Annotated in this window: 27 protein-coding genes; 20 read left to right on the forward strand and 7 right to left on the reverse strand. The window is 61.5% G+C overall.

Features of this window, described 5'->3' with window-relative positions:
* Positions 1-239: 239 nt before the first annotated feature.
* The 3 genes from MPZ60_RS08075 to MPZ60_RS08085 all read right to left on the reverse strand — a co-directional run bounded on the left by MPZ60_RS08075 (position 240) and on the right by MPZ60_RS08085 (position 1,760).
* Positions 240-548: a hypothetical protein gene (locus tag MPZ60_RS08075; protein WP_155293317.1), complete on the reverse strand. Its 309-nt coding sequence runs from the start codon at positions 546-548 to the stop codon at positions 240-242.
* Positions 549-1,028: 480 nt separating this feature from the next.
* Positions 1,029-1,469 carry a DUF2513 domain-containing protein gene (locus tag MPZ60_RS08080; RefSeq protein WP_370688517.1) on the reverse strand — a complete coding sequence of 147 codons (441 nt, stop codon included), beginning with the start codon at positions 1,467-1,469 and terminating at the stop codon, positions 1,029-1,031.
* 15 nt (positions 1,470-1,484) lie between these two features.
* Positions 1,485-1,760 carry a hypothetical protein gene (locus tag MPZ60_RS08085; protein WP_087082940.1) on the reverse strand — a complete coding sequence of 92 codons (276 nt, stop codon included), beginning with the start codon at positions 1,758-1,760 and terminating at the stop codon, positions 1,485-1,487.
* Between the two features lie 61 nt (positions 1,761-1,821).
* Between MPZ60_RS08085 and MPZ60_RS08090 the strand changes: the two genes are divergently transcribed.
* The 10 genes from MPZ60_RS08090 to MPZ60_RS08135 all read left to right on the forward strand — a co-directional run bounded on the left by MPZ60_RS08090 (position 1,822) and on the right by MPZ60_RS08135 (position 10,568).
* Positions 1,822-2,292, forward strand: a complete 471-nt coding sequence (locus MPZ60_RS08090; RefSeq protein WP_242899884.1) for a phage regulatory CII family protein — start codon at positions 1,822-1,824, stop codon at positions 2,290-2,292.
* A 1-nt stretch (position 2,293) separates the two neighbouring features.
* Positions 2,294-3,127 carry a hypothetical protein gene (locus MPZ60_RS08095; protein WP_242881879.1) on the forward strand — a complete coding sequence of 278 codons (834 nt, stop codon included), beginning with the start codon at positions 2,294-2,296 and terminating at the stop codon, positions 3,125-3,127.
* A 71-nt stretch (positions 3,128-3,198) separates the two neighbouring features.
* A complete protein-coding gene (locus MPZ60_RS08100; protein ID WP_242881878.1) occupies positions 3,199-3,540 on the forward strand; it encodes a hypothetical protein in 342 nt (113 codons plus the stop codon).
* Between the two features lie 13 nt (positions 3,541-3,553).
* On the forward strand, positions 3,554-4,339 hold the full coding sequence (locus MPZ60_RS08105) for a helix-turn-helix domain-containing protein (RefSeq protein WP_242881877.1): 786 nt from the start codon (positions 3,554-3,556) through the stop codon (positions 4,337-4,339).
* Positions 4,336-4,896, forward strand: a complete 561-nt coding sequence (locus MPZ60_RS08110) for a hypothetical protein (protein WP_242881876.1) — start codon at positions 4,336-4,338, stop codon at positions 4,894-4,896. Before MPZ60_RS08105 ends, MPZ60_RS08110 begins: the two co-directional genes overlap by 4 nt.
* A gap of 178 nt (positions 4,897-5,074) precedes the next feature.
* Positions 5,075-5,581, forward strand: a complete 507-nt coding sequence (locus tag MPZ60_RS08115) for a hypothetical protein (RefSeq protein ID WP_242881875.1) — start codon at positions 5,075-5,077, stop codon at positions 5,579-5,581.
* Positions 5,578-7,620 (forward strand): phage terminase large subunit family protein, encoded by a 2,043-nt coding sequence (locus MPZ60_RS08120; RefSeq protein WP_242881874.1) that lies wholly within the window; start codon positions 5,578-5,580, stop codon positions 7,618-7,620. Before MPZ60_RS08115 ends, MPZ60_RS08120 begins: the two co-directional genes overlap by 4 nt.
* 51 nt (positions 7,621-7,671) lie before the next feature.
* The gene (locus MPZ60_RS08125) at positions 7,672-7,992 is read left to right on the forward strand and encodes a Mor transcription activator family protein (RefSeq protein WP_242881873.1); all 321 of its coding nucleotides are present in this window, start codon (positions 7,672-7,674) and stop codon (positions 7,990-7,992) included.
* A 45-nt stretch (positions 7,993-8,037) separates the two neighbouring features.
* The gene (locus MPZ60_RS08130) at positions 8,038-9,504 is read left to right on the forward strand and encodes a P-loop NTPase fold protein (RefSeq protein ID WP_242881872.1); all 1,467 of its coding nucleotides are present in this window, start codon (positions 8,038-8,040) and stop codon (positions 9,502-9,504) included.
* A gap of 281 nt (positions 9,505-9,785) precedes the next feature.
* Positions 9,786-10,568: a Rha family transcriptional regulator gene (locus tag MPZ60_RS08135; protein ID WP_242881871.1), complete on the forward strand. Its 783-nt coding sequence runs from the start codon at positions 9,786-9,788 to the stop codon at positions 10,566-10,568.
* A 122-nt stretch (positions 10,569-10,690) separates the two neighbouring features.
* On the opposite strand, the gene MPZ60_RS08140 is transcribed toward MPZ60_RS08135, so the two are convergent.
* The 4 genes from MPZ60_RS08140 to MPZ60_RS08155 form a co-directional block, all read right to left on the reverse strand.
* Positions 10,691-11,524, reverse strand: coding sequence for a hypothetical protein (locus MPZ60_RS08140; RefSeq protein WP_242881870.1), 834 nt, complete (start codon positions 11,522-11,524; stop codon positions 10,691-10,693).
* A gap of 83 nt (positions 11,525-11,607) precedes the next feature.
* Positions 11,608-11,832 carry a DUF2188 domain-containing protein gene (locus MPZ60_RS08145; RefSeq protein WP_211456507.1) on the reverse strand — a complete coding sequence of 75 codons (225 nt, stop codon included), beginning with the start codon at positions 11,830-11,832 and terminating at the stop codon, positions 11,608-11,610.
* A 435-nt stretch (positions 11,833-12,267) separates the two neighbouring features.
* On the reverse strand, positions 12,268-12,813 hold the full coding sequence (locus MPZ60_RS08150; RefSeq protein ID WP_242881869.1) for an ImmA/IrrE family metallo-endopeptidase: 546 nt from the start codon (positions 12,811-12,813) through the stop codon (positions 12,268-12,270).
* The gene (locus MPZ60_RS08155) at positions 12,813-13,169 is read right to left on the reverse strand and encodes a helix-turn-helix transcriptional regulator (RefSeq protein ID WP_242881868.1); all 357 of its coding nucleotides are present in this window, start codon (positions 13,167-13,169) and stop codon (positions 12,813-12,815) included. Before MPZ60_RS08155 ends, MPZ60_RS08150 begins: the two co-directional genes overlap by 1 nt.
* 275 nt (positions 13,170-13,444) lie before the next feature.
* Between MPZ60_RS08155 and MPZ60_RS08160 the strand changes: the two genes are divergently transcribed.
* From MPZ60_RS08160 to MPZ60_RS08205, 10 genes are all read left to right on the forward strand, one after another.
* Entirely contained in the window at positions 13,445-13,687 is a 243-nt protein-coding gene (locus tag MPZ60_RS08160; RefSeq protein WP_043005107.1) for a hypothetical protein, read from the forward strand.
* Between the two features lie 2 nt (positions 13,688-13,689).
* On the forward strand, positions 13,690-15,306 hold the full coding sequence (locus MPZ60_RS08165) for a phage portal protein (protein WP_242881867.1): 1,617 nt from the start codon (positions 13,690-13,692) through the stop codon (positions 15,304-15,306).
* Positions 15,303-16,718 (forward strand): S49 family peptidase, encoded by a 1,416-nt coding sequence (locus MPZ60_RS08170; RefSeq protein WP_242881866.1) that lies wholly within the window; start codon positions 15,303-15,305, stop codon positions 16,716-16,718. Before MPZ60_RS08165 ends, MPZ60_RS08170 begins: the two co-directional genes overlap by 4 nt.
* Positions 16,719-16,747: 29 nt before the next feature.
* Positions 16,748-17,134, forward strand: a complete 387-nt coding sequence (locus tag MPZ60_RS08175; RefSeq protein WP_242881865.1) for a head decoration protein — start codon at positions 16,748-16,750, stop codon at positions 17,132-17,134.
* Between the two features lie 27 nt (positions 17,135-17,161).
* On the forward strand, positions 17,162-18,205 hold the full coding sequence (locus MPZ60_RS08180; protein WP_043005033.1) for a major capsid protein: 1,044 nt from the start codon (positions 17,162-17,164) through the stop codon (positions 18,203-18,205).
* A gap of 2 nt (positions 18,206-18,207) precedes the next feature.
* Positions 18,208-18,528 carry a hypothetical protein gene (locus tag MPZ60_RS08185; protein WP_242881864.1) on the forward strand — a complete coding sequence of 107 codons (321 nt, stop codon included), beginning with the start codon at positions 18,208-18,210 and terminating at the stop codon, positions 18,526-18,528.
* 5 nt (positions 18,529-18,533) lie between these two features.
* The gene (locus MPZ60_RS08190; protein ID WP_242881863.1) at positions 18,534-18,947 is read left to right on the forward strand and encodes a hypothetical protein; all 414 of its coding nucleotides are present in this window, start codon (positions 18,534-18,536) and stop codon (positions 18,945-18,947) included.
* Between the two features lie 35 nt (positions 18,948-18,982).
* The gene (locus MPZ60_RS08195; protein WP_242881862.1) at positions 18,983-19,780 is read left to right on the forward strand and encodes a hypothetical protein; all 798 of its coding nucleotides are present in this window, start codon (positions 18,983-18,985) and stop codon (positions 19,778-19,780) included.
* Between the two features lie 107 nt (positions 19,781-19,887).
* A complete protein-coding gene (locus MPZ60_RS08200; RefSeq protein WP_242881861.1) occupies positions 19,888-22,725 on the forward strand; it encodes a phage tail tape measure protein in 2,838 nt (945 codons plus the stop codon).
* Complete coding sequence (locus MPZ60_RS08205; protein ID WP_242881860.1) at positions 22,725-23,108, forward strand: hypothetical protein; 384 nt, start codon at positions 22,725-22,727, stop codon at positions 23,106-23,108. The genes MPZ60_RS08200 and MPZ60_RS08205 overlap by 1 nt, the downstream gene beginning before the upstream one ends.
* Positions 23,109-23,115: the final 7 nt, after the last annotated feature.

Raw genomic sequence — 23,115 nt, forward strand, 5'->3', positions numbered from 1 at the left:
AGGCATGACGATCCGTAAAACAGAGGCCATAGAAATGCTGGGTGGCTCCACCAGAGAAGTGGCAGCCGCTTTGGGTGTGTCTTACCAGGCTGTCGACAAATGGCCTGACGTTCTCAGCGACAAGGTTGCAGACCGCGTACTTGCAGCATGGGCTCGTCGCAACGTAGAGGGTTTACCGCCACCGTTTGCGAAGTCAGCCTCTCAGCCTCAAGCCGGTCAGGAGGCAGCTCATGGCTGAGTTATGCCATGCCATGTTCAAGAATTTTTGCTTGGTCGCGTATGGCGCGCAACAAGCTGTAGCGCATCTCTCGCATGACGCCGTCTGCACCGCCTTGCTCGGTTTGGTGCTTGCGGGCACTGAAGTAGATGCCTGCACGGCTCGCCAGTCGAGAGGCATTACGGGTGATGTACGAATCAAACCCCATGAGCTCGTTGGCCAGAAACTTGATGCGGCGCAGGCGCATGTCATCGGCCTGGGGCATGGCATTGGTCAGCAGTTCCTCGATTTCATTGCAGATAGAGAGGGTCTTTTCCAATGACTGCTTCATGTGCTGATCCTTTGTCGGTGCGTTTGGCCAAGGTGATTTTGGTGGTCTTTGTTCGGGGCGAGGGTGATAGGCGGCGCGAGGTGTTGCAGGTGTTCAGCGAGGTGGGAGATTTACTTGCTGAGCATGACGCAATTCATTGCGACCCAGTGTATGCGTCCTACTTCCTTCGCGATCAGGTGACTCCAGAGATGCTTTCGATCTGGAGTGCCTCCGCAGGGCAAAGGCTGGGGCAAGCTGAGGTGGAGGCTGCTCATGGCTAAGCGCATCTCTCGTCGTCGCCGCAATCAGGCCGGCGCTATCTGTGCTCAAGCCACGTTGAAATTACATGGATTGCAGCCTGCTGCGGTGGCTGCATGTGCTGCTCGTTGGTTCATTGCAGCTGGTTCACATATCGCGTTTCATGCCTGTCCAACGGATGTGGCAAGGGAAGAGGGGTCTGCCCGAGCAGGCTTTTTGGCCGCCGCCATGGAGCTGCGAGATTTACTGGCCCAGAGCTCGGATGGTAGGCAGGCCTTGCGTGATCTCGGTTTTGAGCCACTCCTTCAAGACGTCGAAGGTGAATGACATGGATGGCTTCATTACGTTCTCTTTGGCTTTTTTCCAAAGAGTGTCGCTTCGTACAGCCTCAGCAAATTCGCAGCCTGTCCAGGTCAACCGCCAAATTTGGGCGAAGTCCGCTGGCGCACGATCGTCGTTCGGATGGAGTGTGGCTGTTAGCAGGCCCGCCTCTTGCATCCATTGCGCATGGATGGCGAATAGCTCTTCTTCCACCCCATCCAGCTTGTTAAGCGCTTCCCCTGGTCGCAATGCTTCTGTTGCCAGCGCAATGCGCCGGATTAAGTCCATGTCTCGTTTCACTATTGTTCCCTCTGATATCACTGGTAATGCAGCCATCGTATCCAAGAGCAAGGGAAGTTTCATCTCGGCCCAGGAGCCTCACGTCAGCACCCGCACGGCCACGCGCTGCAGCTCTTCGATGACGGGCAGGGGCACGCTGCCGGTGCGCAGCATTTCGTGGATGCACTGGTTGTTCCAGCGGGCGACTTTGCGGGTGGTGAAGCTGTCGCGGCCTTCGACGTCGAGGACGAAGACGATTTGCTGCAGCAGCAGCTCCATGGCGTGGGCCCACTCGGGTGTGGGGGCGATGGGGGTCTGCTTGGCTGTCTGCGCAGCGGCTGTCAGCGATGCGCCTGAGAAGTGAGGTGTGGTCATGAGAAGCAGTGTCTCTTTCCCTCCCCACGCAAACAATGGCGAAGCAGGCCGTCAAAACGACATGCGGATGCCGGCCGATGTGACGGATGCGGCATACCTGATCGCACACAACCACCCGGGCGGCGTGCGCGTGCTGGCCGAGCGTATGGGCGTGAGCGCCAATACGCTGCAAAACAAGCTGAACCCGAACAACACGACGCACCACCTGACGCTGCGTGAGTCTGTGGCGCTGCAGGTGATGTCGGGCAACCCGGCAATTCTGCATGCCATGGCAGCGGCCCTGGGCTACACCTGCGTGCCCGCGTTGCCCGACCAGGCCGCGGGCGACCCGCTGGAGGCGTTTGTGGCCTTGCAGCAGGAGGTGGGCGAGTTCACATCCGCAGCGGCAGACGCCTTTCGTGGCGGCAAGGCCATGGTGAGCCGCAACGAGATCAAGCGGCTGCAGTACCGCTACAACGAGCTGATATCTGCCTTGAACCAGCTGCTGGCTACGGCGGCAGCGCGCGTGCCGGCGCCGGTGGAGGAGGGCTGATATGCATATCCAGCTGAGCGCGCGGGTGTTGAACCAGGCGGAGCTGCTGCGACAGGTCCACGGCCTGACGGGCGCACATGCCTCCAAGGCTTATGCCAAGGCGCTGAACGATACGGGCTTCGAGATCCGCCGTGCCATGCAGGACGAGATGCGCGCGGTGTTCGACCGGCCTACGGATTACATCCTGCGCAGCCCGTTTGTGCGCATGGCCACGGCCGCCAGGCTGAGCGTGACGATCGAGCCGACCTATATGGGCGGCAAGGGGATCGATCCGCAAAAGATTCTGGATGCCCAGACCTGGGGCGGCCGCCGGCGCGACAAGCGCAGTGAGGTGGCACTGAAGCGTGCGGGCATCCTGCCTGCCGGATATCAGACGGCGATACCCGATGAGGCCAGAGGCGGCCCTTACCCCGGCAGCGATGACGGCAAGGGCAATCTGCGCGGGCCGTTTCTGGTGCAACTGATCAGCTACTTCCAGGCGTTTGGCGAGCAGGGCTACAAGGCCAATATGAGCGCCAAGGGCTATATGCGCGTGCACCGCGGCACCAAGAGGCAGGCGGGCCGGCGCTATTTCGTGGCCTACGGCAAGACGCGCGGCGGCCCGCGCATCACCCAGAAGGGCGAGCAGGACGAGCGCACGGCGCACCTGGCCCCGGGCATCTGGGCAGCCAGCGGCACAGGCGGTGCCGATGTGCGCCCGGTGCTGATGTTTGTGCGGCCGGGCCGTGGCTACCTGCCGCGCTTTGACATGGACAAGGTGGCCAAGCGTGCCGACGCCACGGCCTATCTGGAGCGCCGTATCCGCTACCGCTTGCGCGAGGCCGCAGGCGTATGACTTCCATGAACCCAGCAACGAATTTGAGCGCAGGCGCGCAGCCGCCTGTGCAGATATCAGGAGGTTTGACCATGCAGCAATCCCAACCCGTAGTGACTGGGCGCGACACCAGCGCCGAGGCGTTTGCCGCTCTGGGCAACGAAACGCGCCGCCGTTTGCACGAGCGCCTGTACGAGTCGCTGCGCCATGCCCACCAGCAAGGCGTGCGCGACATGAGCCGGCGCGAGCTGCGCGACTACCACAACGCCCAGACGGGCGAATGGCTGGAGCTGTGCAGCGTGGCCAGCACGGTCAATGCCTTGCTGGCTGCCGGACGGCTGGAGGAGGGCACAGCTCGCCGCTGCAGCCTGTCGCCGCGCCAGCGTGACGTGATGCCTGTGCGCTGCAAGGCGCGACAAACGGCCTTGGCCTGATCGGGAGAGAAGTATGAGCACCATCATCATGTCGGCCTGCTGGCCGCTGCAGGGCATGTCTGCTGCGCAAAAGGCAGTTCTGATATCGCTGGCAGACCAGTCGAATGACGACGGCGTGTGCTGGCCCGGTGTCGGCACCATTGCCAGGCGTACCTGCCTGTCGGAACGGGCCGTGCAAGAGGCGCTGTCGTGGCTGCAGAAGGTCGGTCTGGTCTTTCGGGAATATCGTCTGAATGCCAGCACCAGCTACACCATCACGCCGGGCAGTTTCGACCCGACCAAAGCACCTGTCGGTCGCCATCGCAGCAAGGCGGGTGGTGCAGATGGCGCACCCCCCGCAGATAGCGCACCCCCCGCACCAGGCGCACCAGGTGGTGAACCAGGCGCACCTGTACCCCCGCACCAGGCGCACCCCAGGGGTGAACCAGGCGCACCCAAATCATCATTGAACCGTCATAGGAACCATCAAAGAACCAACACACCTGCGCTTGAGCGCGCAGGACCTGTTGCTCAACCGAATGACGTGACCGACCAGACCTGGGCCGACTGGCTGCAGCTGCGCAAGGTCAAACGGGCACCGGTGACGGAGACCGTGCTGAAGGGCGCCAAGGCCGAGGCGGCGAAGGCCGGCATGACGCTGGAGGCCTTTCTTCAGCTGTGGTGCATACGCGGCTCGCAAGGGCTGCAGGCCGCATGGCTCAGACCTGCGGCAGCGCCGGCGGGTGGTCGTGCGCCGGCGTTCAGCGCGAACAAGCACGCAGCTGCGGCAGCAACGATCTTCGACGGGGTTTGGGAATGAAGAACGTTGCCAGTCTTGCAGACCACGCCATGCGAGATCCGCAGGCCTATCGCGATCCGGCCGAGGAGGCTGCCGAGGCCACGCTGCAGGCAGTCAGCCTTGTGATCCGAAAGCTGTTCATGTTGCTGCACGGCTCATACGGCAGCCTGTTCACCAGCAAGTTCGCCACGGGTCAGATGGCTGGCAAGCACGACAAGGGGACCATCTCGGCCATGAAGGTCTGGGATGCCAAGCTGTCGCGCTTCTCGGGCGTCGTGGTGGAGGCCGCGGCCGCCCGCCTGGCTGCAGAGCACCCCGACTTCCCGCCCAACCTGCCGCAGTTCGAGCAGATGTGCGATGCAGTCATGCCGCGCCAGACCTATGCCGAGCAGCAGGGCCTGCCTGCGTTGCCCGCGCCCGTGGCCGCGCCGCCTGTGAAGGTCAACCTGCAGGAGCGCAACGATGGCAAGGATTGGGCACGCCGCATCGTGGCCCGCATGGAGCAGGGCGACACCAGCATCTCGTACTACGCCGGCAAGTCCGCACGCATGGCCCTGGGCCTGGAGGTGAAGGTTTGATGCGCTGCACAAAAAATAGGCAGGGTGAGGGTCGCGGGTCCTTCCGCCGAGCCTCTGAAGCGGGTAATTCGAGCCGCGTTGTCGGACTGTTTCGTGAGTTTCCTAAGGGGGTTGTATTGTGAGGATGATTGAGCTTGAGGCCCGCCCCACACAAGCGGAGTTTGCTAGCGTTATCGGAGTGTCTCAGCAGAACGTCAGCGCCCTCATGGCCGATGGCAAGCTGCCCACCGGTGGCACCTGGGCCGAGCTGCTCACCGCCTACTGCAACCGCCTGCGTGAAGTGGCGGCCGGGCGCATGAGTGGCGAGCTGGGCGGCCTCGACCTGGTCCAGGAACGCGCCGGCCTGGCCAAGGCGCAGCGCGAGGCGCAGGAGCTGAAGAACGCCGTCGCCCGTGGCGAGTACGCGCCCATCGGCATCCTGGCCGACGTGCTCGGTCTGGCCAGCTCGGCCATCGTCGATCGCATGGATCAGTTCGAAGGCCAGGTGCGCAAGGCCTGCCCGGACCTGCCGCAAGAGGTGCTGCTGATCGTGCTGCGCATCATGGCCGATGCGCGCAACGAATGGATCCGTTCCACCTCCCAGCTGGTCAACAAAGAGGTCGAGGCCATGGCGCAGCTCGACGCAGACGAGACCGCCGCATTTGATATCAGAGCAGGCAGCGGCGAGGAGGGCGACGCCGCATGAGCGCACCCCTCAGCCCCGAAGCCATGGCCGCCATCCAGGCCGCCAATGCGCTAGGCCTGTCCAGCCTGCGGGCCGATGCGCCGCAAACCCTTAGCGAATGGGCGGCAGAGCACTTTCTGCTGGCGGGCGAATCCAGCCACCAGAAGGGCGGTTGGGTCGGCTGGCCCTTTCAGCTCGGCATTCTCGACTTCATGAGCGACGACCGCATCGAAGAGCTGGCCGTCAAAAAGAGCAAGCGCGTGGGCTACACCAAGATGATCACCGCCTTCGTCGCCTACAACATCGCCCATCGCCGCCGCAAACAAGCGCTGTGGCAGCCCACCGACGACGACCGCGACAGCTACGTCAAGAGCGAGATCGAGCCCGTGCTCGACGGCGTGGCCGCCGTGCAGGCCGCGCGCCGCCAGGGCAAGGGGGTGGAGGACACCATCAAATACAAACCCTTTCGCGACAGCGTGTTGCACCTGCTGGGCGGCAAGGCCGCGCGGGCCTACCGCCGCATCACCGTGGCCGTCTCCATCCTCGACGAATGGAGCGCCTTCGACCAGAGCATCGAGAAATCCGGCGACCCCGGCAGCCTGGCCAAGGGCCGGCTGGAAGGCGCGCCATACCCCAAGTTCGTCGGCGGCAGCACGCCCCGCGTCAAAGGCATGTGCCATGTGGAGCGCGCCTGCGAAGAATCCGACGCCTACGTCCAGTACCACATCGAATGCCCGCGCTGCGGCGCGGAGCACCCGCTCGTCTGGGGCAGCAAAGAGCTGCCCTACGGCTTCAAATGGGTCAAAGGCCAGCCCGCCAGCGTGCACCACGTCTGCCCCCACTGCCTGGAGAGCATCACCCAGGCCGACTACCTGGCCGGCGGCTGGCCGCTCGCCGGCACCTGGGTCTGCAAAAAGACCGGCCGCCGCTACGGCGCAGACCGCATCTGGCGCGACGCTGCGGGCCAGCCCTGCCGCCCGCCGCGCACCCTGGGCGTGCACGTCTGGGCCGCCTACAGCCCCCAGCGCACCTGGGTCAGCATCGTCGATGAGTTCGAGAAGGCACACCGCGCCCTGCAGGCCGGCGACGTGGGGCCCATGACCGGCTTCACCAACGAAACCCTGGGCGAGACCTGGGAGCTCAAAGGCGACAGCAGCGACGAACACGCCCTGCAGGCCCGGGCCGAAGACTACCCCCTGGGCCGCGTGCCCGCCGGCGCGCTGCTGCTCACCGCCGGGGTGGACGTGCAGCGCGACCGGTGGGAGATCGCCATCTGGGCCTGGGGCCGTGGTCTGGAAAGCTGGGCCATTGCCCACCAGGTCATCCAGGGCAACCCCGCCAGCGAGTCCGACTGGGAGCCCGTCACCCAATACCTGCAGCAGCGCTACGTGCAGGCCTGGCACGGCGGCAGCCTGGGGCTGTCTGCCATCAGCATCGACTCTTCGGACCAGACCCAGGCCGTCTACAACTGGGTGCGCAGCGCGCAAGGGCAGCTTGCCGGCCTGCGCGCCATCAAGGGCGACAACAACGACAACCGCAACATCGTCGGCCCCAGCAGCCTGCAAGAGGTCAACTACCGCGGCCGCAAGATATCGCACGGCATAAAGCTCTGGCTGGTGGGCGTGGACAGCGCCAAAGACCTGCTGCTGGGCCAGCTCGCCATCGACAAACCCGGCCCCGGCTATGTACACACCGGCCAGAAGCTGCCGCGCGAATGGTACGAACAGCTCACCGCAGAGCAGCGCGTGCTCGTCAAGGTCAACGGCAAGGACGTGTACCGCTGGGTCAAGCGCCGCCCGCGCAATGAGGTGCTGGACTGCCGCAACTACGCCTTGCACGCCGCCATGTGCCTTGGCGTGCACAAATGGCCCGAGGCCCGCTGGCTGCAGCTGGAGCAAACCGTGCAGCCCCCGCAAGACCTCTTCAACACTGCCCAGGCCCCGGCAGCCCAGCCAGAGAAGCAGGGGGATGAAGCAGTGCCGCCACGCGCGCCAGCACGGCCCAGCCCCTCGCGCCAACTGGCGGACGAAGAGCTTTTCAGCCCCATCAGCCTTTATTAATAAAAACCAATGCAAACGCAGGCACAGCAAGCGAAACCAGCTATCAAAACAATGAACGAGAAGAACGCAACCTCTACCACCTCCGTATCCAGCTCCAACAAGCTGGACCCCATAGCCGTGCTGCGCGAAGAACTGGCCGCCGCCGCGCTATGCCATGGCGTGGAGCGGGTGGAGGATCTGACGGAAGAGCTGGTGCGCCGCTATGTGCAGCGGCTGGGTGGTTTGACGGTGTATGTGCGCAACGCCCGAATGCTGGATAGTGAGCGCGTGGCGCAGGAAATTCGTACCCGTTTTGATGGCTGCAATGCACGAGAGCTAGCAACCCAATACGGGCTCAGTGTGCGCTGGGTTCGCAAGATTTTGCTCAGTTGATTTTCGACGCTGATAACATTCGTCTCTTCAGGAGGAGAGATACTAATGGATTTATCAGCAGATACAGTTTTTACGAATATCTGGGCTAGGGACAAATTAGACAGAAAAGGCTATGCAGATTTTCTTTATAAGGTCATCGAATCAGCAAAGACCAGTGAGGCAGAAGATAATGCCTTGATTTTTGCCATTGATGGTGAATGGGGTACTGGAAAAAGCTTCTTTATTGATTGCTGGATAGAAGACTTGCGTGCTAAGGGACATTTGGTCAGTCGCTTTGATGCGTGGAAAAATGATATTGTTGATGAGCCTTTAATTGGTTTTTTAAGCCATATATATAAAGATGTTGGTGATTGGGATAATAAAAAACTAATTGCAGTAGCTGGTGAGAAAATTAAGCAATCTCAGAAAAGCATTCTTCCCTTAGCTAAAGAACTGGTGAAGGGTGCTGCAATTAAAGGGTTAGGATATATTGTAACTGATGAGGTTGCAAAGGAGGTATCGAAAGCCATTGCAGACAGTTCTGAAAAAGTGGCTGAGGATCAGGAGAAGGATGAGCAATCCATGTCATCCATGCTTATTCATAGACAGCTTCAGGCACATAATAAAAATCTGCAACTGATAGAAGAATTTAAAGATAAGTTGTCTAGTGTTGCGCAGAACTTGGTTTCAGGCAGTGATAGAAAGCAACCAGTTTTTATTTTTATAGATGAGCTGGATAGATGTAGGCCCGATTACGCAGTGCGTTTGCTCGAAGTGGTGAAGCATATATTCAATTCGAAGGGTATATGCTTTATTTCTTCTGTGAATATTGATCAATTGCAGAAATCAATTAAAACAATATATGGGGCAGAGTTCGGGGCAGATCAATATTTGGATAGATTTTTTAGCCATCGGTTAAAACTTCCTACTCCAAGTTCAGCTAGTTATATTAATTCATTGAAAATTTTTAAGAAGATTAAAGATAATAAAATCAGGTTGGATGCGAAATCATCTTCAATAAAGAGTCATGTTGAAGTTAACTACGTTAAATTTTATGAGCATGTTTGTGCTGCTTATAGATTTGATCTGAGAACTATTAATAATATTTTTTCTAGATTGGATATATGCAGGTCAATAATTATTGGAGGTGATGATAATTTCTTTCATGATGAAATTTTATTTTTAATGATTTGTTATTTCAAGGCTAACGCGAACAAGAGTTTTGATCCTTTTATTATCCTTTCTTCGTCGAGTATGAATTTTGGAGATTTGGAATATTTTTATTATTCATCGAATTTTGGAGCTATGACATTAAGAACATCAAAAGTTGATAATATGTTTGATGCAATCAGATATATTAATGCTAAAGAAAAAGATCCAAGGGGTCGATATCAAGTTAAGGATGATACTTACGACATTTTGAATACCCTGGAGTTGGAACTTGGTGGTGATGCTAAAAGTTTGAAGTTAGCAAAGAAAAGGCTGATGAGCTATGTAGATGTCTGCCGAATGTCTGGCAGATTGGACAACTGACAAGGCTCGACTACAATCAGTGCATCACGCCCGTAAGCGTGATCTGGGCTTGGCAGCCCGGTAACAACAGGCGCAGCGGCCGCGCCATACAAAGATGGTCAGCGGCTTTTTGCTTTCTAGAGCATGTCTGCGTGCACATGGCTCCGCTTTACGGTGGGCCGTGTGGGGACACCCGCGAGGGTGTGCCGGTGCCTGTTGCCGGTCTGCCAACCCTGCACGGTCCACCACCTTCTCTTGGCAGGGGAGGTGATGGCTCAAAGTCCATCAACAGGAGCCTCACCATGGCTGACATCTCTACCGGTTCTTCTGCATCCGTCGTCGCTGCTCGCCCTGAGCTTTCCATTCACGACGGCACCGTCACCACCACAAGTCTTCAAGTCGCTCAGTTCTTTGGCAAACGTCATCGTGATGTGATGCGCGCTATCCGGAGCTTGACTGCAGAGATACCAGAAGACCATGCGCGCAATTTTGCGCGCATGGTTCATGTCGTTGAAATCGGCAGCGGTGCATCACGCGAGGAAAGTGCCTACCGCATGACCCGTGAAGGTTTCATGCTGCTGGCCATGGGCTTTACCGGCAAAGAGGCTCTGCGCTGGAAGCTGGCCTATATCGCCGCGTTCAACCGCATGGAGGCCGAGTTGCAAAAGCCCGCGCAAGACCCGCAGCGTATCCAGCTTGCACAGCGTCTGGCCACCCAGGCAGCGGCCCAGGTCACGCAGGCCGTGTTTGACGCCGTAATGGCAGCAGACAACACCGATTGGCGCCACGCCCGCTACCTGCTTAACCTGGGCTACGACCGCGAAGGCCAGCCCATCGTGCCCCATGCCCAGCCCATCGGCGATGACCAGATGATCGTCTCCTTCAACGCGCTGCCCGAGCGCATCGCCAGCGGCGAGATCCTGTCCGCGACGGATGCCCAGCTCGCCACCCTGGCCACGGCCTGTACCCAGCGCCTCACCCAACGCGCCCAGCACCGTGAAAAGCAGGCTGCCAAGCCCAGCCTTCCCGCCGCACAAGACGCATCCAGCCTGCCGCCTGGCACGCTGATGATGACCTTCAAGTAATCAGTTTTGATAGCTGCTGGCGCTTGATGGATAGGCGCTAGAGGCTGATTTGGCTTGAGTATCTTGGCGCAAAAAAGCCCCTGCTGGTGTTGGCTGGCAGGGGCTGTTTTGATCAATGACGCTCAATAGAGCTTTGCTCGTCGGCGCCTGTAAGAATCGAAGGGCTTTAGTGGGCGTTGTATGGCTTTTGCCGGCTCATGCAGCTCTACGAGTGCTTGAGCCATGTAGTTCAATGCAATCTTGTTTGCAGTTTTGCTCCAGCCAAGCCTTAGTAGCCACTCCATAACTTTTCCGCTAATCGCCTGAAATGCGACTCGTCCCCCATAAATGGAGAAATGAGCAATCAGGGCGAGCCACACGCAAAGACTGAGGATCACATAGAAGTTGCCGGATTCGATCAATTCGAAGATTGCGGTGCTTTCGATGGATCGGTTGATCAGTGCAGCGGTGATTGCGCAGGCGCCAAGCGTGATAGCGATCAATCGTGGTTTGGCATCGGACTGGAAGATACTGCTCCAAAAGCCAATCGAAGGTTCTGCAAAGTCTTTTTTGGCAGCTTTCAACTCGGACATTTCTTTGGCTACCGTTAGGAACGATGCGCTCCTGAGTCCAAACAATCGCTCAAGCTCTCGACGCTTGGCGGCTTGTAGTTTTAGCTTGACGTCTGGAGGCTTCAAGCTGAAGCGTTCGTCTTGACGCTTGTTTTTGTACGAGTCAATTGCAGCGTTGACTGAGAGAAATGCCAGTTCCGCAACAATCATTCCAATGCCGCTCAGGACAACTTTGAGTGCTGGTTGTTGGGTGGCGATGCAGTACGCCGCATACCCAGCAGAAATGGCAAAGATGGGGCCAAGTACTAACCAGGCAATCCATTGCCAGCTGACAAATTTGGGGTAAAGGTCTTTGCCTTCAAACAGTTTGTGAAATTCTTGGGCGATTTCGGTGTGTTTATCCACGATGAACTCAAGTAAGACTCAGATGACCTCGGTGTGAGGCCGGTGGAGCAGAGCGGGGCGAACCCCGCTCAGATCAGACTGGCTCAGCCTTTGATGGACCGAGGATCTGCTCCATGGCTGTCTTTTTGAGCAATTCGTCCATCCTTGTTGTGGATGAGCAACTCGGAGCCTTGGTTGCGGCTGATCGTGCGCGCTACGCCTACGGCTTCTTGCTTGGTAGGGGTGTGCTTGATGGCTCGTTCGCCACCGCCCACTTTGACGTTCCAACCTCCGCCTTTGGCGGGTACTACGTGGTGTGTTTTGGCCATGATGATGGCTCCTAAAGCTAAGGTTTAAGTTGCCTGAGTACCGAGTTGTGCTCAGGAACAACCCCGCCAGGCAATGGCGGGCACCAGCTTTTCAGCCGGGCAGACTACTGGCTCAAGCGGGCTCAGAACAGCTCAGCTTGACCGGGGGACGAGCGCCAGTGTGCGCACACGTATTCCAAGCGACCCCTGCGGGTACGCACGTATGCGGTCACATGCACGTCCTTCGTGCGGCTATATCTCATGGCCGACCTCCGAAACGATGTGTTCCACCAGCAACTTGCTGGCAGAAATTGTTGAAGGGTTTTTCTTGCCCTACACGTTCCGGAGTGGTAGTCTCGCGGCGTCCTAGACAGACAAACGTGAGGTGGAGAGGTATACCCTTGTCACCTTCCCCAAGGCTCTCAAAGTGTTGGTACCACTTTGGGAGCTTTTTCTTTACAGCTCGCCTTTTTTCCTAAGGTCGGCAAGCCGAGTCGTTGCGGCAGCTGGGGACACGCCAAAGAAGGTACTGATTGCTTCTGGTGTTCGTAATGCCCGTCTTTGAATTTCCAGCAAAGGCATCGTGAACTCCGCAGCAAAAGTGTTAGCTTGCCACTCGCTATTGCAGTAGATCGGCGTGTCCTTTAGCTGGCGGTTGTATGTGCGCCTGTGGGCTAGCACTGCATGCCCAAGCTCATGCCCGATCGTAAAAACTGCACGTTGACCACCTCTTGCCATCTGATCAAAGACGCTGTCTCTGATGTAGATCGTCATGTCCTCTGGCACATAGCAAGCCTCAACCTCCATTGGTACTGGAGCTGACTGCTTGTCAAAAATGTCATAGTGAACACCGAAATGAGCAGACAGGGTGTCAAGCAGCCGAGGGCTGTTCAATCGTCCTGAAGGAAGCTGAAGCACATTACGAACGTTCTGTGCAAGAGCTCGGATGTCTGCTCGTTTTCGTGGTGCGACGGGAAAGCCTTCGTGCAGTGGCATGTCCATTACGGTTCTTTCTTCTTCATGGTGGAAAGCAGCTGTTGAAAGCGGGTTAGCTCTGTTTCGGACATGTTGACCCGGGCGAAGCCTGCAACCAGCATTTGCTGTGCAGGGTCTAAACCGTCAAGGTTGACGGACTTGTTGGCTACATCTGCAAGCTCTCGCAAACGTACGCTGACGCCTCTACGGACGAAGTAACTTTCAATACTTGAAACCCACGCATCGGGTATTTTTTTGCGGCCCATTTCCATTGCGCTCAAAAAACTTGGCGTGGTCTGAAGCTCTTCGGCCATCGATGCGAGAGTTACGTCGGCATCTATTCGAGCTTTGCGAACTGCCTTTCCGAACTCTGTGATTGCCATGTGGGGACTCCTAGTGATGCTGATATGACTTACAAACTGGAGTGAATTCTATCAGCGGTTTTTATTCTGAACCTTTTTGGTTGCGATTGCAATGGGTGGTGGTGAGATTTTTTTAGATGATGGTTGCGTAAAGCATGAAATCGCAGCACTTTGGCGACTGTCTGCTATCAAAATGATTGTTGATGTCATTGCTGCATAAGCTCGCAACAGTGCGGAACGAATTTAGAGAACTAGTTCCTCTGGATTGTTCCTAGCGCCCCGCCGACCATCGGCGCATGGGTCTCTACAGCCACCTCACCACCGAACAGCTTACCGCCCGGCGCGACAGTTATCTGGCCGCCATCGATGCGCGCCTGACCGGGCCCACGCAGGCCAGTCACAGCACCGACGGCGTGGGTGCGCGCTCCGTGCAGTTCAATGCCGACACGACGCAGCTGCGCCGCGCCATTGACGACATCAACGCCGAACTGGCCCAGCGTAACGGCCAGGCCGTGCGCAAGCCCATCTATCTGGTGTAAGCATGGGCCGCAAGAACCAACTAAGCCGCCAAAGCCGCAGCCGCACGTCGTTTGCGGCGTCGCTGGGCGCAGCGCCGTTGAAGGGCGGGGCGGCCATGTCTGCCTACCAGGGCGCATCGCACACCGACCTGGCGCTGAGCGACTGGCAGCCGATGGCTGGCAGTGCCGATGCCGACCTGCTGCCCGAGCTGGGCACGCTGACCAGCCGCGCCCGCGACCTTGCACGCAATGACGGGCTGATGGCAGGCGGCCTGCAGACCCACCGCGACAACGTGGTGGGCGCGGTGCTGCGCCTGTCTGCCGTGCCCGACTACCGCCTGCTGGGCTGGACGCCTGAGCAGGCCCGCGAGTGGGGCAACAAGGTAGAGGCGCACTTTCGCAGCTGGGCCGACACCACCGATTGCGATGCGGCCCGCACGCTGGATTTGCTGGGCCTGACGGTGCTGGCCCTGGGCGGCGAGATGGTCAACGGCGATGCCGTGGCCATCCCCAAATGGTTGCCCCGGCCCGACAGCCCCTGGGCCACGCGGCTGAGCGTAATCGAGGCCGACCGGCTGGAGACCCCGCCATACCTGGAGGGCATGGCCCGCATTCGCCGCGGCGTGGAGCTGGACGGCGAGGGCGCGCCCGTGGCCTACCACTTTCGCGCTGCGCACCCTGGCGATGCGCTGTACCTGCGCGGCGACGAGGCGCAGGACCTGAACCGCTGGGAGCGCGTGCCCGCCTTTACCCCCTGGGGCCGCCGCCGCGTGGTGCACCTGCATGCCAAGGAGCGCACGGGCCAGAGCCGGGGCAAGCCCATCGTCAGCGCCGTGATGCGCGAGTTCCACATGGCGGGCAAGTACGCCCAGAACGAGCTGCAGGCCAGCCTGGCCAACTCGCTGGTGGCGGCGTTTCTGGAGTCGGACCTGAGCCAGGAGGCTGCGTCTTCCTTGTTTGGCGAGCACCCGCGTGATGTCTGGAAAGACTCTGTTACCCAGTCGCGCAGCATCGGCAAGCTGCAGGCCGGGGCGGTGATCCCGCTGCCCGTGGGTGCGCGGCTGCAGTCGTTTGCGCCGGGCCGGCCCAATGTGGCGTTTGAGGCCTTCATGCTGGCGGTGGAGCGGCGCATTGCCGCAGGCATGAACCTGCCGTACGAGCTGTTTGCCAAAGACTTCAGCCGCGTGAACTACAGCAGTGCCCGCGCCGCGCTGCTGGAGGCATGGCGCTATTTTCACGGCCGCCGCCGCTGGCTGACCACCACCTGGCTGCGGCCCATTTACGAGCTGTGGCTGGAAGAGGCGGTGAATGCGGGCGTGATTGACGCGCCCGGCTTTTACGCCAACCGCTATGCCTATACCCGCTGCCGCTTTGTGTTTGGCGGCAAGGGCTGGGTGGACCCGGTCAAGGAAGTGCAGGCCGCCAAGCTGCGGCTGGAGATTGGTGTCTCCACCCTGGAGCAGGAATGTGCCGAGCAGGGCCTGGACTGGGAAGAGGTGCTGCACCAGCAGCGCCTGGAGGCCGAGTGCCGCCGCGAGCACGGCCTGCCCGAGCCCGGTGCCACCACCTGGATTGCCAACACCGCAGACAACGGCAGCGACAAGGAAGAGGGCGCACCCGCCCGAAAGGATGCGCCATGAACCGCCAGATGAGCAGACCCTATCCGCATCTGGCCGACCGCCTGTTCAACACCCCGCTGCTGCTGCACCCGCAGAAGCTGGACGCCATCATCGCCGGCCTGGGCCAGCGCCTGCTGGGCACCGATGGTTTGCAGATCGATGCGGCCGCCATCAGCCCCCGCGCGGCTTTGCCCGCAGAGATGTTTACCACCCGTAAGGGCGAGCGCACCGAGCGCGGCTACCGCGTGAACGAGGGCGTGGCCGTCATCAGCGCCATGGGCGGCCTGGTGCACCGCACCCGGCTGGAGGCCGACAGCAGCCTGCTGATTGGCTACAACGACCTGGCCGCCGATATGGAGGATGCCCTGGCCCAGCCCGAGGTGCACGCCATTGCCCTGGTGCTGGACAGCCCGGGCGGCGAAGTGTCGGGTGCGTTTGAGCTGGCAGACCGCATTTACGCCGCACGCGGGCGCAAGCCCATTGTGGCCGTGGCCGACGGCATGGCGGCCAGCGCTGCCTACCTGGCCGCCAGCGCGGCAGACGAGGTGGTGCTGACCACGACTTCTTACGTGGGCTCCATCGGCGTGGTGATGCGCCATGTGGACTACAGCCGAGCCCTGGCCAATGAGGGCATCAACGTCAGCCACATCTTTGCCGGCGAGCACAAGGTGGACGGCAACCCTTACCAGCCATTGCCCACATCGGTGCGCGAGCACCTGCAGGCCGACATCGAGGGCCTGTACCAGATGTTTGTGCAGGCGGTGGCCAAACACCGGGGCATGGAAGAGCAGGCCGTGCGCGACACGCGCGCCGCTGTGTACCGGGGCGTGGCCGGTGTAGCTGCGCGCCTGGCCGACCGCATTGGCACGGCAGACGCCGTGATTGCCGACCTGTCTGCGCGCCGCGCTCGCAGTTACCCCGCAGGGGCGGGAATGTCTTTTCAACCTCAAGGAGCTTCTATGGGCGACCCCCAAACCATTCAACCGGCGGCGGCTGCGCCTGCCGAACCCTCCACGGCAACGGTTGCGGCGCCCGCCGCTGCATCTGCGGCTGCACCTACAGGACCTGTTGCAGCTGCTTCGGCTGCTGCCCCGCAAGGCCTGGAGCAAGCCCGCGCCGAAGGTGCCCAGGCCGAGCGTGCCCGCGTCAGCGCCATCCTGGGCCACGCCAACGCCGCAGCCAACCCGACCCTGGCGCAGACCTGCATTGCCGGCGGCCTGACGGCAGAGCAGGCGCAGGGCGTGCTGGATGCCGCACCGGCGGCCGCCGTGGCCGCTTTGGCCCCCGCTGCTAGCAACCAGTTTGCCCAGGCCATGGCGGCGCTGGGCAACCCCAATGTCTCGGGCGTCGAGGCGGCCAGCCCCGATGGCTCTGCACAAGCGGCCACCCAGGCCGCTGCCGGTTGGGGCAAAGCCTTTGGCACCGCACCATAACCCAACCCCCACCCATAGGAGCACACACCATGCAAGTGCAAGAACTCGGCCCGGGCACGGCCTGCTATCTGGTCAGCGAGTCCAACGGCACCCGCTCGCGCGAAGTCGTCACTATCGCGCAGGGGCAAAACCTGCTGCCCGGCGCTGTGCTGGGCAAGGTCACTGCCACCGGCAAATACGTAGCCGTAGACCCCGGCAATGGCAGCGGCGAAGGCGGCACGCCCGACGGCAGTCAAACCGCCGTGGCCGTGCTGTTTGCCGCGGTGCACACCACCGCCGCTGAAAAGCCCGGCGTGATTACCGCCCGCGACGCCGAAGTGGCCGCCCATGCGCTGGCCTGGCCCGCAGGCACGACCGAACCCCAGAAAACTGCTGCCCTGGCCCAACTGGCCGCCGTGGGCATTGTTGCGCGCTGAAGCCGCGCGAGAAAAAGGACTACCGATATGGCCGATCTCAATATCTTTGCGCACGAGGCATTCAGCATGACCTCGATGTCCACCGCCATCCAGGCCGCGCCCTATGTGCCGCAGCTGCTGGGGCAACTGGGCATTTTCACGACCGAGCGCTCGCGCACCACCACCGTGGCGATCGAGGAAAAGGGCGGCGTGCTGTCCCTTATCAAGACCAGCCCGCGCGGCGCACCCATTGAAGAAGGCAAGGGCGAAAGCCGCCGCATGCGCCACTTCGATACCCTGCGCATTGCGCGCGGCAAGACGCTGTATGCGTCGTCGGTGCAGAACATTCGCGCCTTTGGCTCCGTCAGCGAGCTGCAGGCCGTGCAGAACGAGCTGGCCGACATCATGAACGGCAAGACCGGCCTGCGCGCCGCCGTGGAGCTGACGCACGAACACATGCGTCTGGGCGCCGTGCAGGGCAAGGTGCTGGACGCCGACGGCACTGTGCTGGTGGACTGGTATGAAGAGTTCGGTATTGCCCAGCCTGCCGAGATCAACTTCGACCTGGCCAACGCCACGGCCGAAGGCGGCGAGATCCGCAAGCAGTGCAATGCGCTCATCCGCGACATGATGCGCGCCAGCCATGGCGCTTGGCTGCCCGGCCAGACCTATGCCGTGGGCCTGTGCGGCGACAACTTCTTCGACGACCTGACGGGCAATGCCGAAACGCGCGGCACCTACCTGAACCAGCAGGAGGCACGCGACCTGCGCAACGATGTGGGCCAGGTGTTCGGCTCGTTTCGCTACGGCAATATCCAGTTCATCAACTACCGCGGCACGGACGACAACAGCACCGTGGCCGTGCACCCGGACAAGTGCCAGTTCTTCCCCGTGGGCGCGCCGGATGCGTTTCGCGTCGGCTTCTCGCCGGCCGAGTCCTTCCCCTTCGTCAACACGCCCGGCCAGGACGTATACGCCATGGTGGTGACGGACAAGGACCGCCAGGAGTGGGTGCGCCCCGAGGTGCGCAGCTACCCGCTGTTCATGTGCACCCGCCCCGGCATGTTGCAGCGCGCCAAGCGCAAGGCCTGAGCATGTTTGCAAGTACTGCACCTTTTGCGCAGGTGGATGCGCTGATCAACCAGGGCGTGAGCGAGTTGCTGGCCAACGCCACGGCCAGCTGGCAGGGCGGCAAGCCCTTTGGCGTGGTGTTCAACCGCACGCCGCTGGAAGGCTTTCTGGCCGATGCGGCCACCGCAGAGCGCCACACCGTGGCCATGCCGGTGGGTGAGGCCCCCGGCATTGCCGAGGGCAGCACTGGCCTGCTGCTGGGCGGCCAGCCCTGCCAGGTCACCGGGCCGGTGGTGCAAGACGCCAGCGGCTGGGCCGTGTTCCCCATCGTCTTTCTGAACTGACCGCCATGTTGTTGCTGGAGCAAATCATCAAGTCGCGCCTGGCAGGGCGCAGTGCACTGGCCGCTTGGCAGGTGCGCGGTGCCTCGCAGCTGTGCGACCGCACGCAGGTGCCAGCCATTGAGGTGCGCATGTCCGGCGCCGGCCTGGGCGATGTGTCGCGCGAGGCCGCCCAGCTGGAGCCGCGCTGGTCCTGCGTGCTGGTGGCCCGGCGCAGCGACACGGCTGCCGCCGAGCTGGATGCCGCCATGGAAGAAGTGGTGGGCTGCCTGCACGGCTGGCGGCCTGCGGTGCCCGGCGGGCGGGCCTGGTCCGAGTTGCGCGCCGCCGGCGTGCGCGAGGCCGAGTTTGTGGACGCCGGCCTGGTCGGTTACGCGGTGGAGTTCACCACCGTGTCTGTTTTCGAGTCGCTGGACGCCTGAGGCCGGCGCCGTTCAATCTTTCATAGGAGCTAGCCATGGCTGCATTGCCCCGCGTCAAGAAGGAATACCAGATTCCGCGTGGACGCCTTGTTTTCTATCCGTTCGATGCGGCGGGCCGTCTGCTGGGCGGCCGCCAGTTCGGCAACTGCCCCGCGTTCTCTTTGAGCGTGGAGGGCGACAAGGCCCCGCATTACAGCTCGCAGGGCGGCCTGCGCGAGAAGGACGAGGAAGTTCTGATCGAGATCACCCGCAAGGCGGCCATCACCACCGACAACATCAGCGGCAGCAATCTGCGCATGTTTCTGTCCGGCACGGCAGAAACGCACACCCAAGCCACAGCCACAGTGACGGACGAGGCGCACACGGTGGAGCCAGGCGGCATCTACCGCCTGGGCGTGACAGCAGCTGCCTCGACCGGCGCACGCAAGCTGAGCGCCGTCACCGTCAAAAGCAAGGACGGCACGACGACCTTTGCAGAGGGCACCGATTACACGGTGGACGCCGACCTGGGCCTGCTGCAGATCGCAGAGGGCGGCGAGATTGATGCGGCCACCGAGGTGCTGGTGGGCTACACCGCGGCCGAGACCAGCTGGGAACGCATCAAGTCCGGCAACGGCGCGGATCTGAAGGGGGCGCTGCAGCTGATTGCCGACAACGCCCACGGCACCAATCGTGACTGGTGGTTCCCCAGCGTGGCGCTGTCGCCCACGGGCGAGCTGCCGTTGATCCAGGACGGCACCGATTACAGCCAGTTCGGCTTCGATGTGGAAGTGCTCAAGCCCGACAACGGCGAAGCCGTCTATGTGGACGGCCGTGCAGCGCTGATTCCCTGACGCCTTTATCCAGACCTCCCGGCTTGCCGGGGCGGTTTGCACTGCGGCCCGCAAGCGCCGGCTGCAGCGCAAACCGAAGCAACTACTTTCTTTCAAGACGAGACGCCATGGCCTTCAAGCCCATTCAGATTGTGATCAACGCCAAGGACGATGCGTCTGCGGTGCTGAGCCGCCTTGGGCGCAATGTGAAGCTGCTGGGCGCAACGGTTGCCGGCTACTTCGGCATCAAGGCGTTTGCGGGCGTGGTGCAGAGCGCCGCAGACTTTGAAGCGGCCATGAGCCGGGTCAAGGCCGCCACCGAAGGCTCGGCCGCAGAAATGGCCGAGCTGACCAAGGCCGCACAGGCAGCGGGCAGCAATACCAAGTACACCTCGGTGCAGGCGGCTGGCGCGCTGGAGAACCTGGCCAAGGCGGGCCTGAGTGCGGGCGACTCCGTCAAGGCGCTGCCCGCCGTGCTGGCCTTGGCCCAGGCGGGTGATATCGAGCTGGGCAAATCCAGCGAGTACGTGACCAAGGCCGTGATGGGCATGGGCCTGGCCTTTAACGATGCCGGCCGTGTGGCCGATGTGCTGGCCAAGGGGGCCAACGCCACCAACACCAGCGTGGAAGGGCTGGCCCAGGCGCTGAGCTATGCCGCGCCCGTTGCTAACACCCTGGGCGTGAGCCTGGAGAGCACGGTGGCCATCATCGGCAAGTTTGCCGATGCGGGCATTGACGCCAGCCGCGCGGGTACGGCTCTGAACTCCATCATGAGTCAGTTTGCCAACCCGCTCTCCAGCTTCCGCAAGGAGCTGGGCGCAGCTGGCATCGTCACCACCAACTTTGAGGAAGCCTTGCACCAGCTGGCCGCCAAGGGCCAGGACGGCGAGCGCGCCATCAATGCCGTGGGTCTGGAGGCCGGGCCCGCGCTGCGCGCTTTGCTCAACCAGGGCATGGGCGCGCTGGATGAGCTGACGGGCAAGCTACGTGAGGCGGGTGGCAGTGCCGAGGCCACGGCCAAGACCATGGCCGACAACCTCAACGGCTCGCTCAAGGGTCTGAGCAGCATGTGGGAGACCGTGACCCAGGTTCTGGGCAAGCCCGTGCTGCCCGTGGTGCGCAAAGGCGTGGACGAGCTGACCGGCGCGCTGCGCAAGGCGGTCGATAACGGTCTGGTGGAGCGCTTCGGCCAGGCTCTGGCAACGGCCTTTGAGAACGGCCTCAAGTTCTTCCGTGCATTTGCAGCCAACGTCAATTTTGACGCCGTGGTTCTGCGCCTGCAGGTCTTTGCCAGCGAGGCGGGCGAGACGCTGCAGCGCATCGGCCAGTACGCCACCAATGCAGGCAACACGGTGCAGCTCGCCTGGGGCGTGATGACGGCGGGCGTCAATGGCGTTCTCACTGCCATCTACGGCCTGGGCGCGGCGTTTGCGCAGATTGCTTCCAAGGTGATGGAGGGCGTGGCCCAGCTGCGCAGCGGCCTGGCATCCGTCACCTTTGGGGGCCTGAGCGAGAGCTTTCGTCTGGCTGCGGCTGATGCCGAGGAGATGGCCGGCGCCTTTGCCGCCTCGGCTGATGCCCTCAAGGCCAAGGCTGCAGAGTCCTTGCAGGGTATGGCCGATGGCGCCCAGACGGCGCGCGATGCATGGGATGGGTTGACCGGGACAGTTGAGGCGGCCGGCAAGTCTGCTGAAGCTGCAGCTCCCGCCATAGAGGCGGTGGCTGCTGGCATCGAAGCCACTGGCAAGGCTGCAGCCAAGGCGGCCAGGGACACTGCCGCCAAGGCAGAGGCCGACCGTATTGCGGCCGAAAACCTCAGGCAGCTCAAGGTCGAATATCAGCAACTGATTGCCAGCGGGAATCTGGACGCCGCCGGTCGCAAGCTGCAGGAAATTGCCAAGGCCCAGCGAGCAGCTGCGGGTACTGCAGAGGATGCAGCCAAGTCCACTGCGCTGTTGGAGCAAGCCTACAAAGACCTGGGCATGACTACCAATGAGGACTTGCAACGCATGGCTACCCAGGCGCGTGCGGCGTTTGATCAGCTGGAAAAAGATGGTCAGCAGCCGCCTATGCGCATTGCCGAGGCATGGAAAGCGATGGCTGACAAGGTGATTGCAGCCAATGGCGGGATTGCGCCTGAATGGCTCAAGACCCAGGCTGCTGTCAAGGGCTACGTGGTGGAGTTGGATGAGGCTGGCAAAGCCATCGTTAATACCGACCGTGCCACACGCAGAGCCACGGCATCGATGACAACTGGTTTCAACGACCTCACCAAGTCGGTGCGTGGTGCAGGCAAAGAGCTAGAGAGATTTAACGACCGCCATGGTGATGATCGGCCTGGTGGATACGGCACAGGCGGAGGCTCGATTAGAAACAAGTCTTTCGAGGAGCTTCTGGGGCGCCCCCCGACAGCCGATGAGCGGCAGGCATTGGGCAATGGTCTTACGCCAATGGATGTGTTGGCAGGCGGCTCGCTGGCTGTGCGCAACGCCAACATCAAAGGCTCGCCAAGCGTCATGCAGCAGAACACCGGGCCTTTGAGTCTCGTGCCGCAATTCCAGACCCGCCAGGAGCTCGATGCCTGGTGGAAGCAATGGCAGACTCAGTATGCGCAGGACAACCCGTTCACGGTCAAGAGCAGCGGGGCCCTGGGCAACTATCAGTATGACTTGACCCAGTTTGCGGTCACGCAGGCGGGCAGGGCTATCGACCTGCAGCAGGCCGCTGCCAATGCCCGTCCAAAGCGGGAGACGGAGCGTAAGCCAAGCACACCCAGCCCAGCGCCTCAGGCGCCGACAGCCGTACCGGCTCCTACGCCTTCCCAATCCGTCATCACCCACAGGCATGAGGTTGTGATTGGCGGCCGCCAATACAACGTGGGCACGGATGCGGCAGGCAGCTCTGAGATGCAGCAGCTGATGGCGGCGCTGGAGCGTGATGCCAATTTGACTGGGGGTGTTCACTGATGGCTGGTCATTTTCTCGCGGGCATCGAGCTGCCGCGCGGCATGTTGTGGGTGGACGAGTTCAACTGGTCTGCCGTGCAGAAGACGGTCGACCGCAGCATTACAGGCGCCCAGATCATCGATGCCGCTGCCCGCATCGAGGGCCGCCCCATCACCCTGCAGGCTGCGGAGGATCAGGGCTGGATTCGCCGCGCAACGCTGCTTGCCGTGCAGGCCCTGGTTGATGTTCCAGGCGCGCAGTACCCGCTGCGCCTGGCTGACGGCCGTGAATTCACCGTGCAGTTTGCGGCAGACGACCCGATTGCCGCCGCGCCCATCTCTCGGCCCGAGCTGCCCGCCGCAACCCATCCCTATGTCGCCACGCTGCGGCTGATCACTGTTTAAGCGAGAA

Source organism: Comamonas sp. 7D-2 (genome assembly GCF_022749555.1).
In the GTDB taxonomy this organism is placed as follows: Bacteria; Pseudomonadota; Gammaproteobacteria; order Burkholderiales; family Burkholderiaceae_C; genus Comamonas; species Comamonas thiooxydans.

What these genes read in the sequence shown, in the direction of transcription:
- MPZ60_RS08170 (WP_242881866.1), top strand. Translation starts at nt 15,303, where the DNA reads ATGAACCGCCAGATGAGCAGACCCTATCCGCATCTGGCCGACCGCCTG.
- MPZ60_RS08135 (WP_242881871.1), top strand. Translation starts at nt 9,786, where the DNA reads ATGGCTGACATCTCTACCGGTTCTTCTGCATCCGTCGTCGCTGCTCGC.
- MPZ60_RS08110 (WP_242881876.1), top strand. Translation starts at nt 4,336, where the DNA reads ATGAAGAACGTTGCCAGTCTTGCAGACCACGCCATGCGAGATCCGCAG.
- MPZ60_RS08200 (WP_242881861.1), top strand. Translation starts at nt 19,888, where the DNA reads ATGGCCTTCAAGCCCATTCAGATTGTGATCAACGCCAAGGACGATGCG.
- MPZ60_RS08075 (WP_155293317.1), bottom strand. Translation starts at nt 548, where the DNA reads ATGAAGCAGTCATTGGAAAAGACCCTCTCTATCTGCAATGAAATCGAG.
- MPZ60_RS08150 (WP_242881869.1), bottom strand. Translation starts at nt 12,813, where the DNA reads ATGGACATGCCACTGCACGAAGGCTTTCCCGTCGCACCACGAAAACGA.
- MPZ60_RS08080 (WP_370688517.1), bottom strand. Translation starts at nt 1,469, where the DNA reads ATGAAACTTCCCTTGCTCTTGGATACGATGGCTGCATTACCAGTGATA.
- MPZ60_RS08090 (WP_242899884.1), top strand. Translation starts at nt 1,822, where the DNA reads ATGCGGATGCCGGCCGATGTGACGGATGCGGCATACCTGATCGCACAC.
- MPZ60_RS08205 (WP_242881860.1), top strand. Translation starts at nt 22,725, where the DNA reads ATGGCTGGTCATTTTCTCGCGGGCATCGAGCTGCCGCGCGGCATGTTG.
- MPZ60_RS08160 (WP_043005107.1), top strand. Translation starts at nt 13,445, where the DNA reads ATGGGTCTCTACAGCCACCTCACCACCGAACAGCTTACCGCCCGGCGC.
- MPZ60_RS08100 (WP_242881878.1), top strand. Translation starts at nt 3,199, where the DNA reads ATGCAGCAATCCCAACCCGTAGTGACTGGGCGCGACACCAGCGCCGAG.
- MPZ60_RS08125 (WP_242881873.1), top strand. Translation starts at nt 7,672, where the DNA reads ATGAACGAGAAGAACGCAACCTCTACCACCTCCGTATCCAGCTCCAAC.
- MPZ60_RS08145 (WP_211456507.1), bottom strand. Translation starts at nt 11,832, where the DNA reads ATGGCCAAAACACACCACGTAGTACCCGCCAAAGGCGGAGGTTGGAAC.
- MPZ60_RS08155 (WP_242881868.1), bottom strand. Translation starts at nt 13,169, where the DNA reads ATGGCAATCACAGAGTTCGGAAAGGCAGTTCGCAAAGCTCGAATAGAT.
- MPZ60_RS08190 (WP_242881863.1), top strand. Translation starts at nt 18,534, where the DNA reads ATGTTGTTGCTGGAGCAAATCATCAAGTCGCGCCTGGCAGGGCGCAGT.
- MPZ60_RS08120 (WP_242881874.1), top strand. Translation starts at nt 5,578, where the DNA reads ATGAGCGCACCCCTCAGCCCCGAAGCCATGGCCGCCATCCAGGCCGCC.
- MPZ60_RS08130 (WP_242881872.1), top strand. Translation starts at nt 8,038, where the DNA reads ATGGATTTATCAGCAGATACAGTTTTTACGAATATCTGGGCTAGGGAC.
- MPZ60_RS08175 (WP_242881865.1), top strand. Translation starts at nt 16,748, where the DNA reads ATGCAAGTGCAAGAACTCGGCCCGGGCACGGCCTGCTATCTGGTCAGC.
- MPZ60_RS08095 (WP_242881879.1), top strand. Translation starts at nt 2,294, where the DNA reads ATGCATATCCAGCTGAGCGCGCGGGTGTTGAACCAGGCGGAGCTGCTG.
- MPZ60_RS08185 (WP_242881864.1), top strand. Translation starts at nt 18,208, where the DNA reads ATGTTTGCAAGTACTGCACCTTTTGCGCAGGTGGATGCGCTGATCAAC.
- MPZ60_RS08180 (WP_043005033.1), top strand. Translation starts at nt 17,162, where the DNA reads ATGGCCGATCTCAATATCTTTGCGCACGAGGCATTCAGCATGACCTCG.
- MPZ60_RS08085 (WP_087082940.1), bottom strand. Translation starts at nt 1,760, where the DNA reads ATGACCACACCTCACTTCTCAGGCGCATCGCTGACAGCCGCTGCGCAG.
- MPZ60_RS08195 (WP_242881862.1), top strand. Translation starts at nt 18,983, where the DNA reads ATGGCTGCATTGCCCCGCGTCAAGAAGGAATACCAGATTCCGCGTGGA.
- MPZ60_RS08165 (WP_242881867.1), top strand. Translation starts at nt 13,690, where the DNA reads ATGGGCCGCAAGAACCAACTAAGCCGCCAAAGCCGCAGCCGCACGTCG.
- MPZ60_RS08105 (WP_242881877.1), top strand. Translation starts at nt 3,554, where the DNA reads ATGAGCACCATCATCATGTCGGCCTGCTGGCCGCTGCAGGGCATGTCT.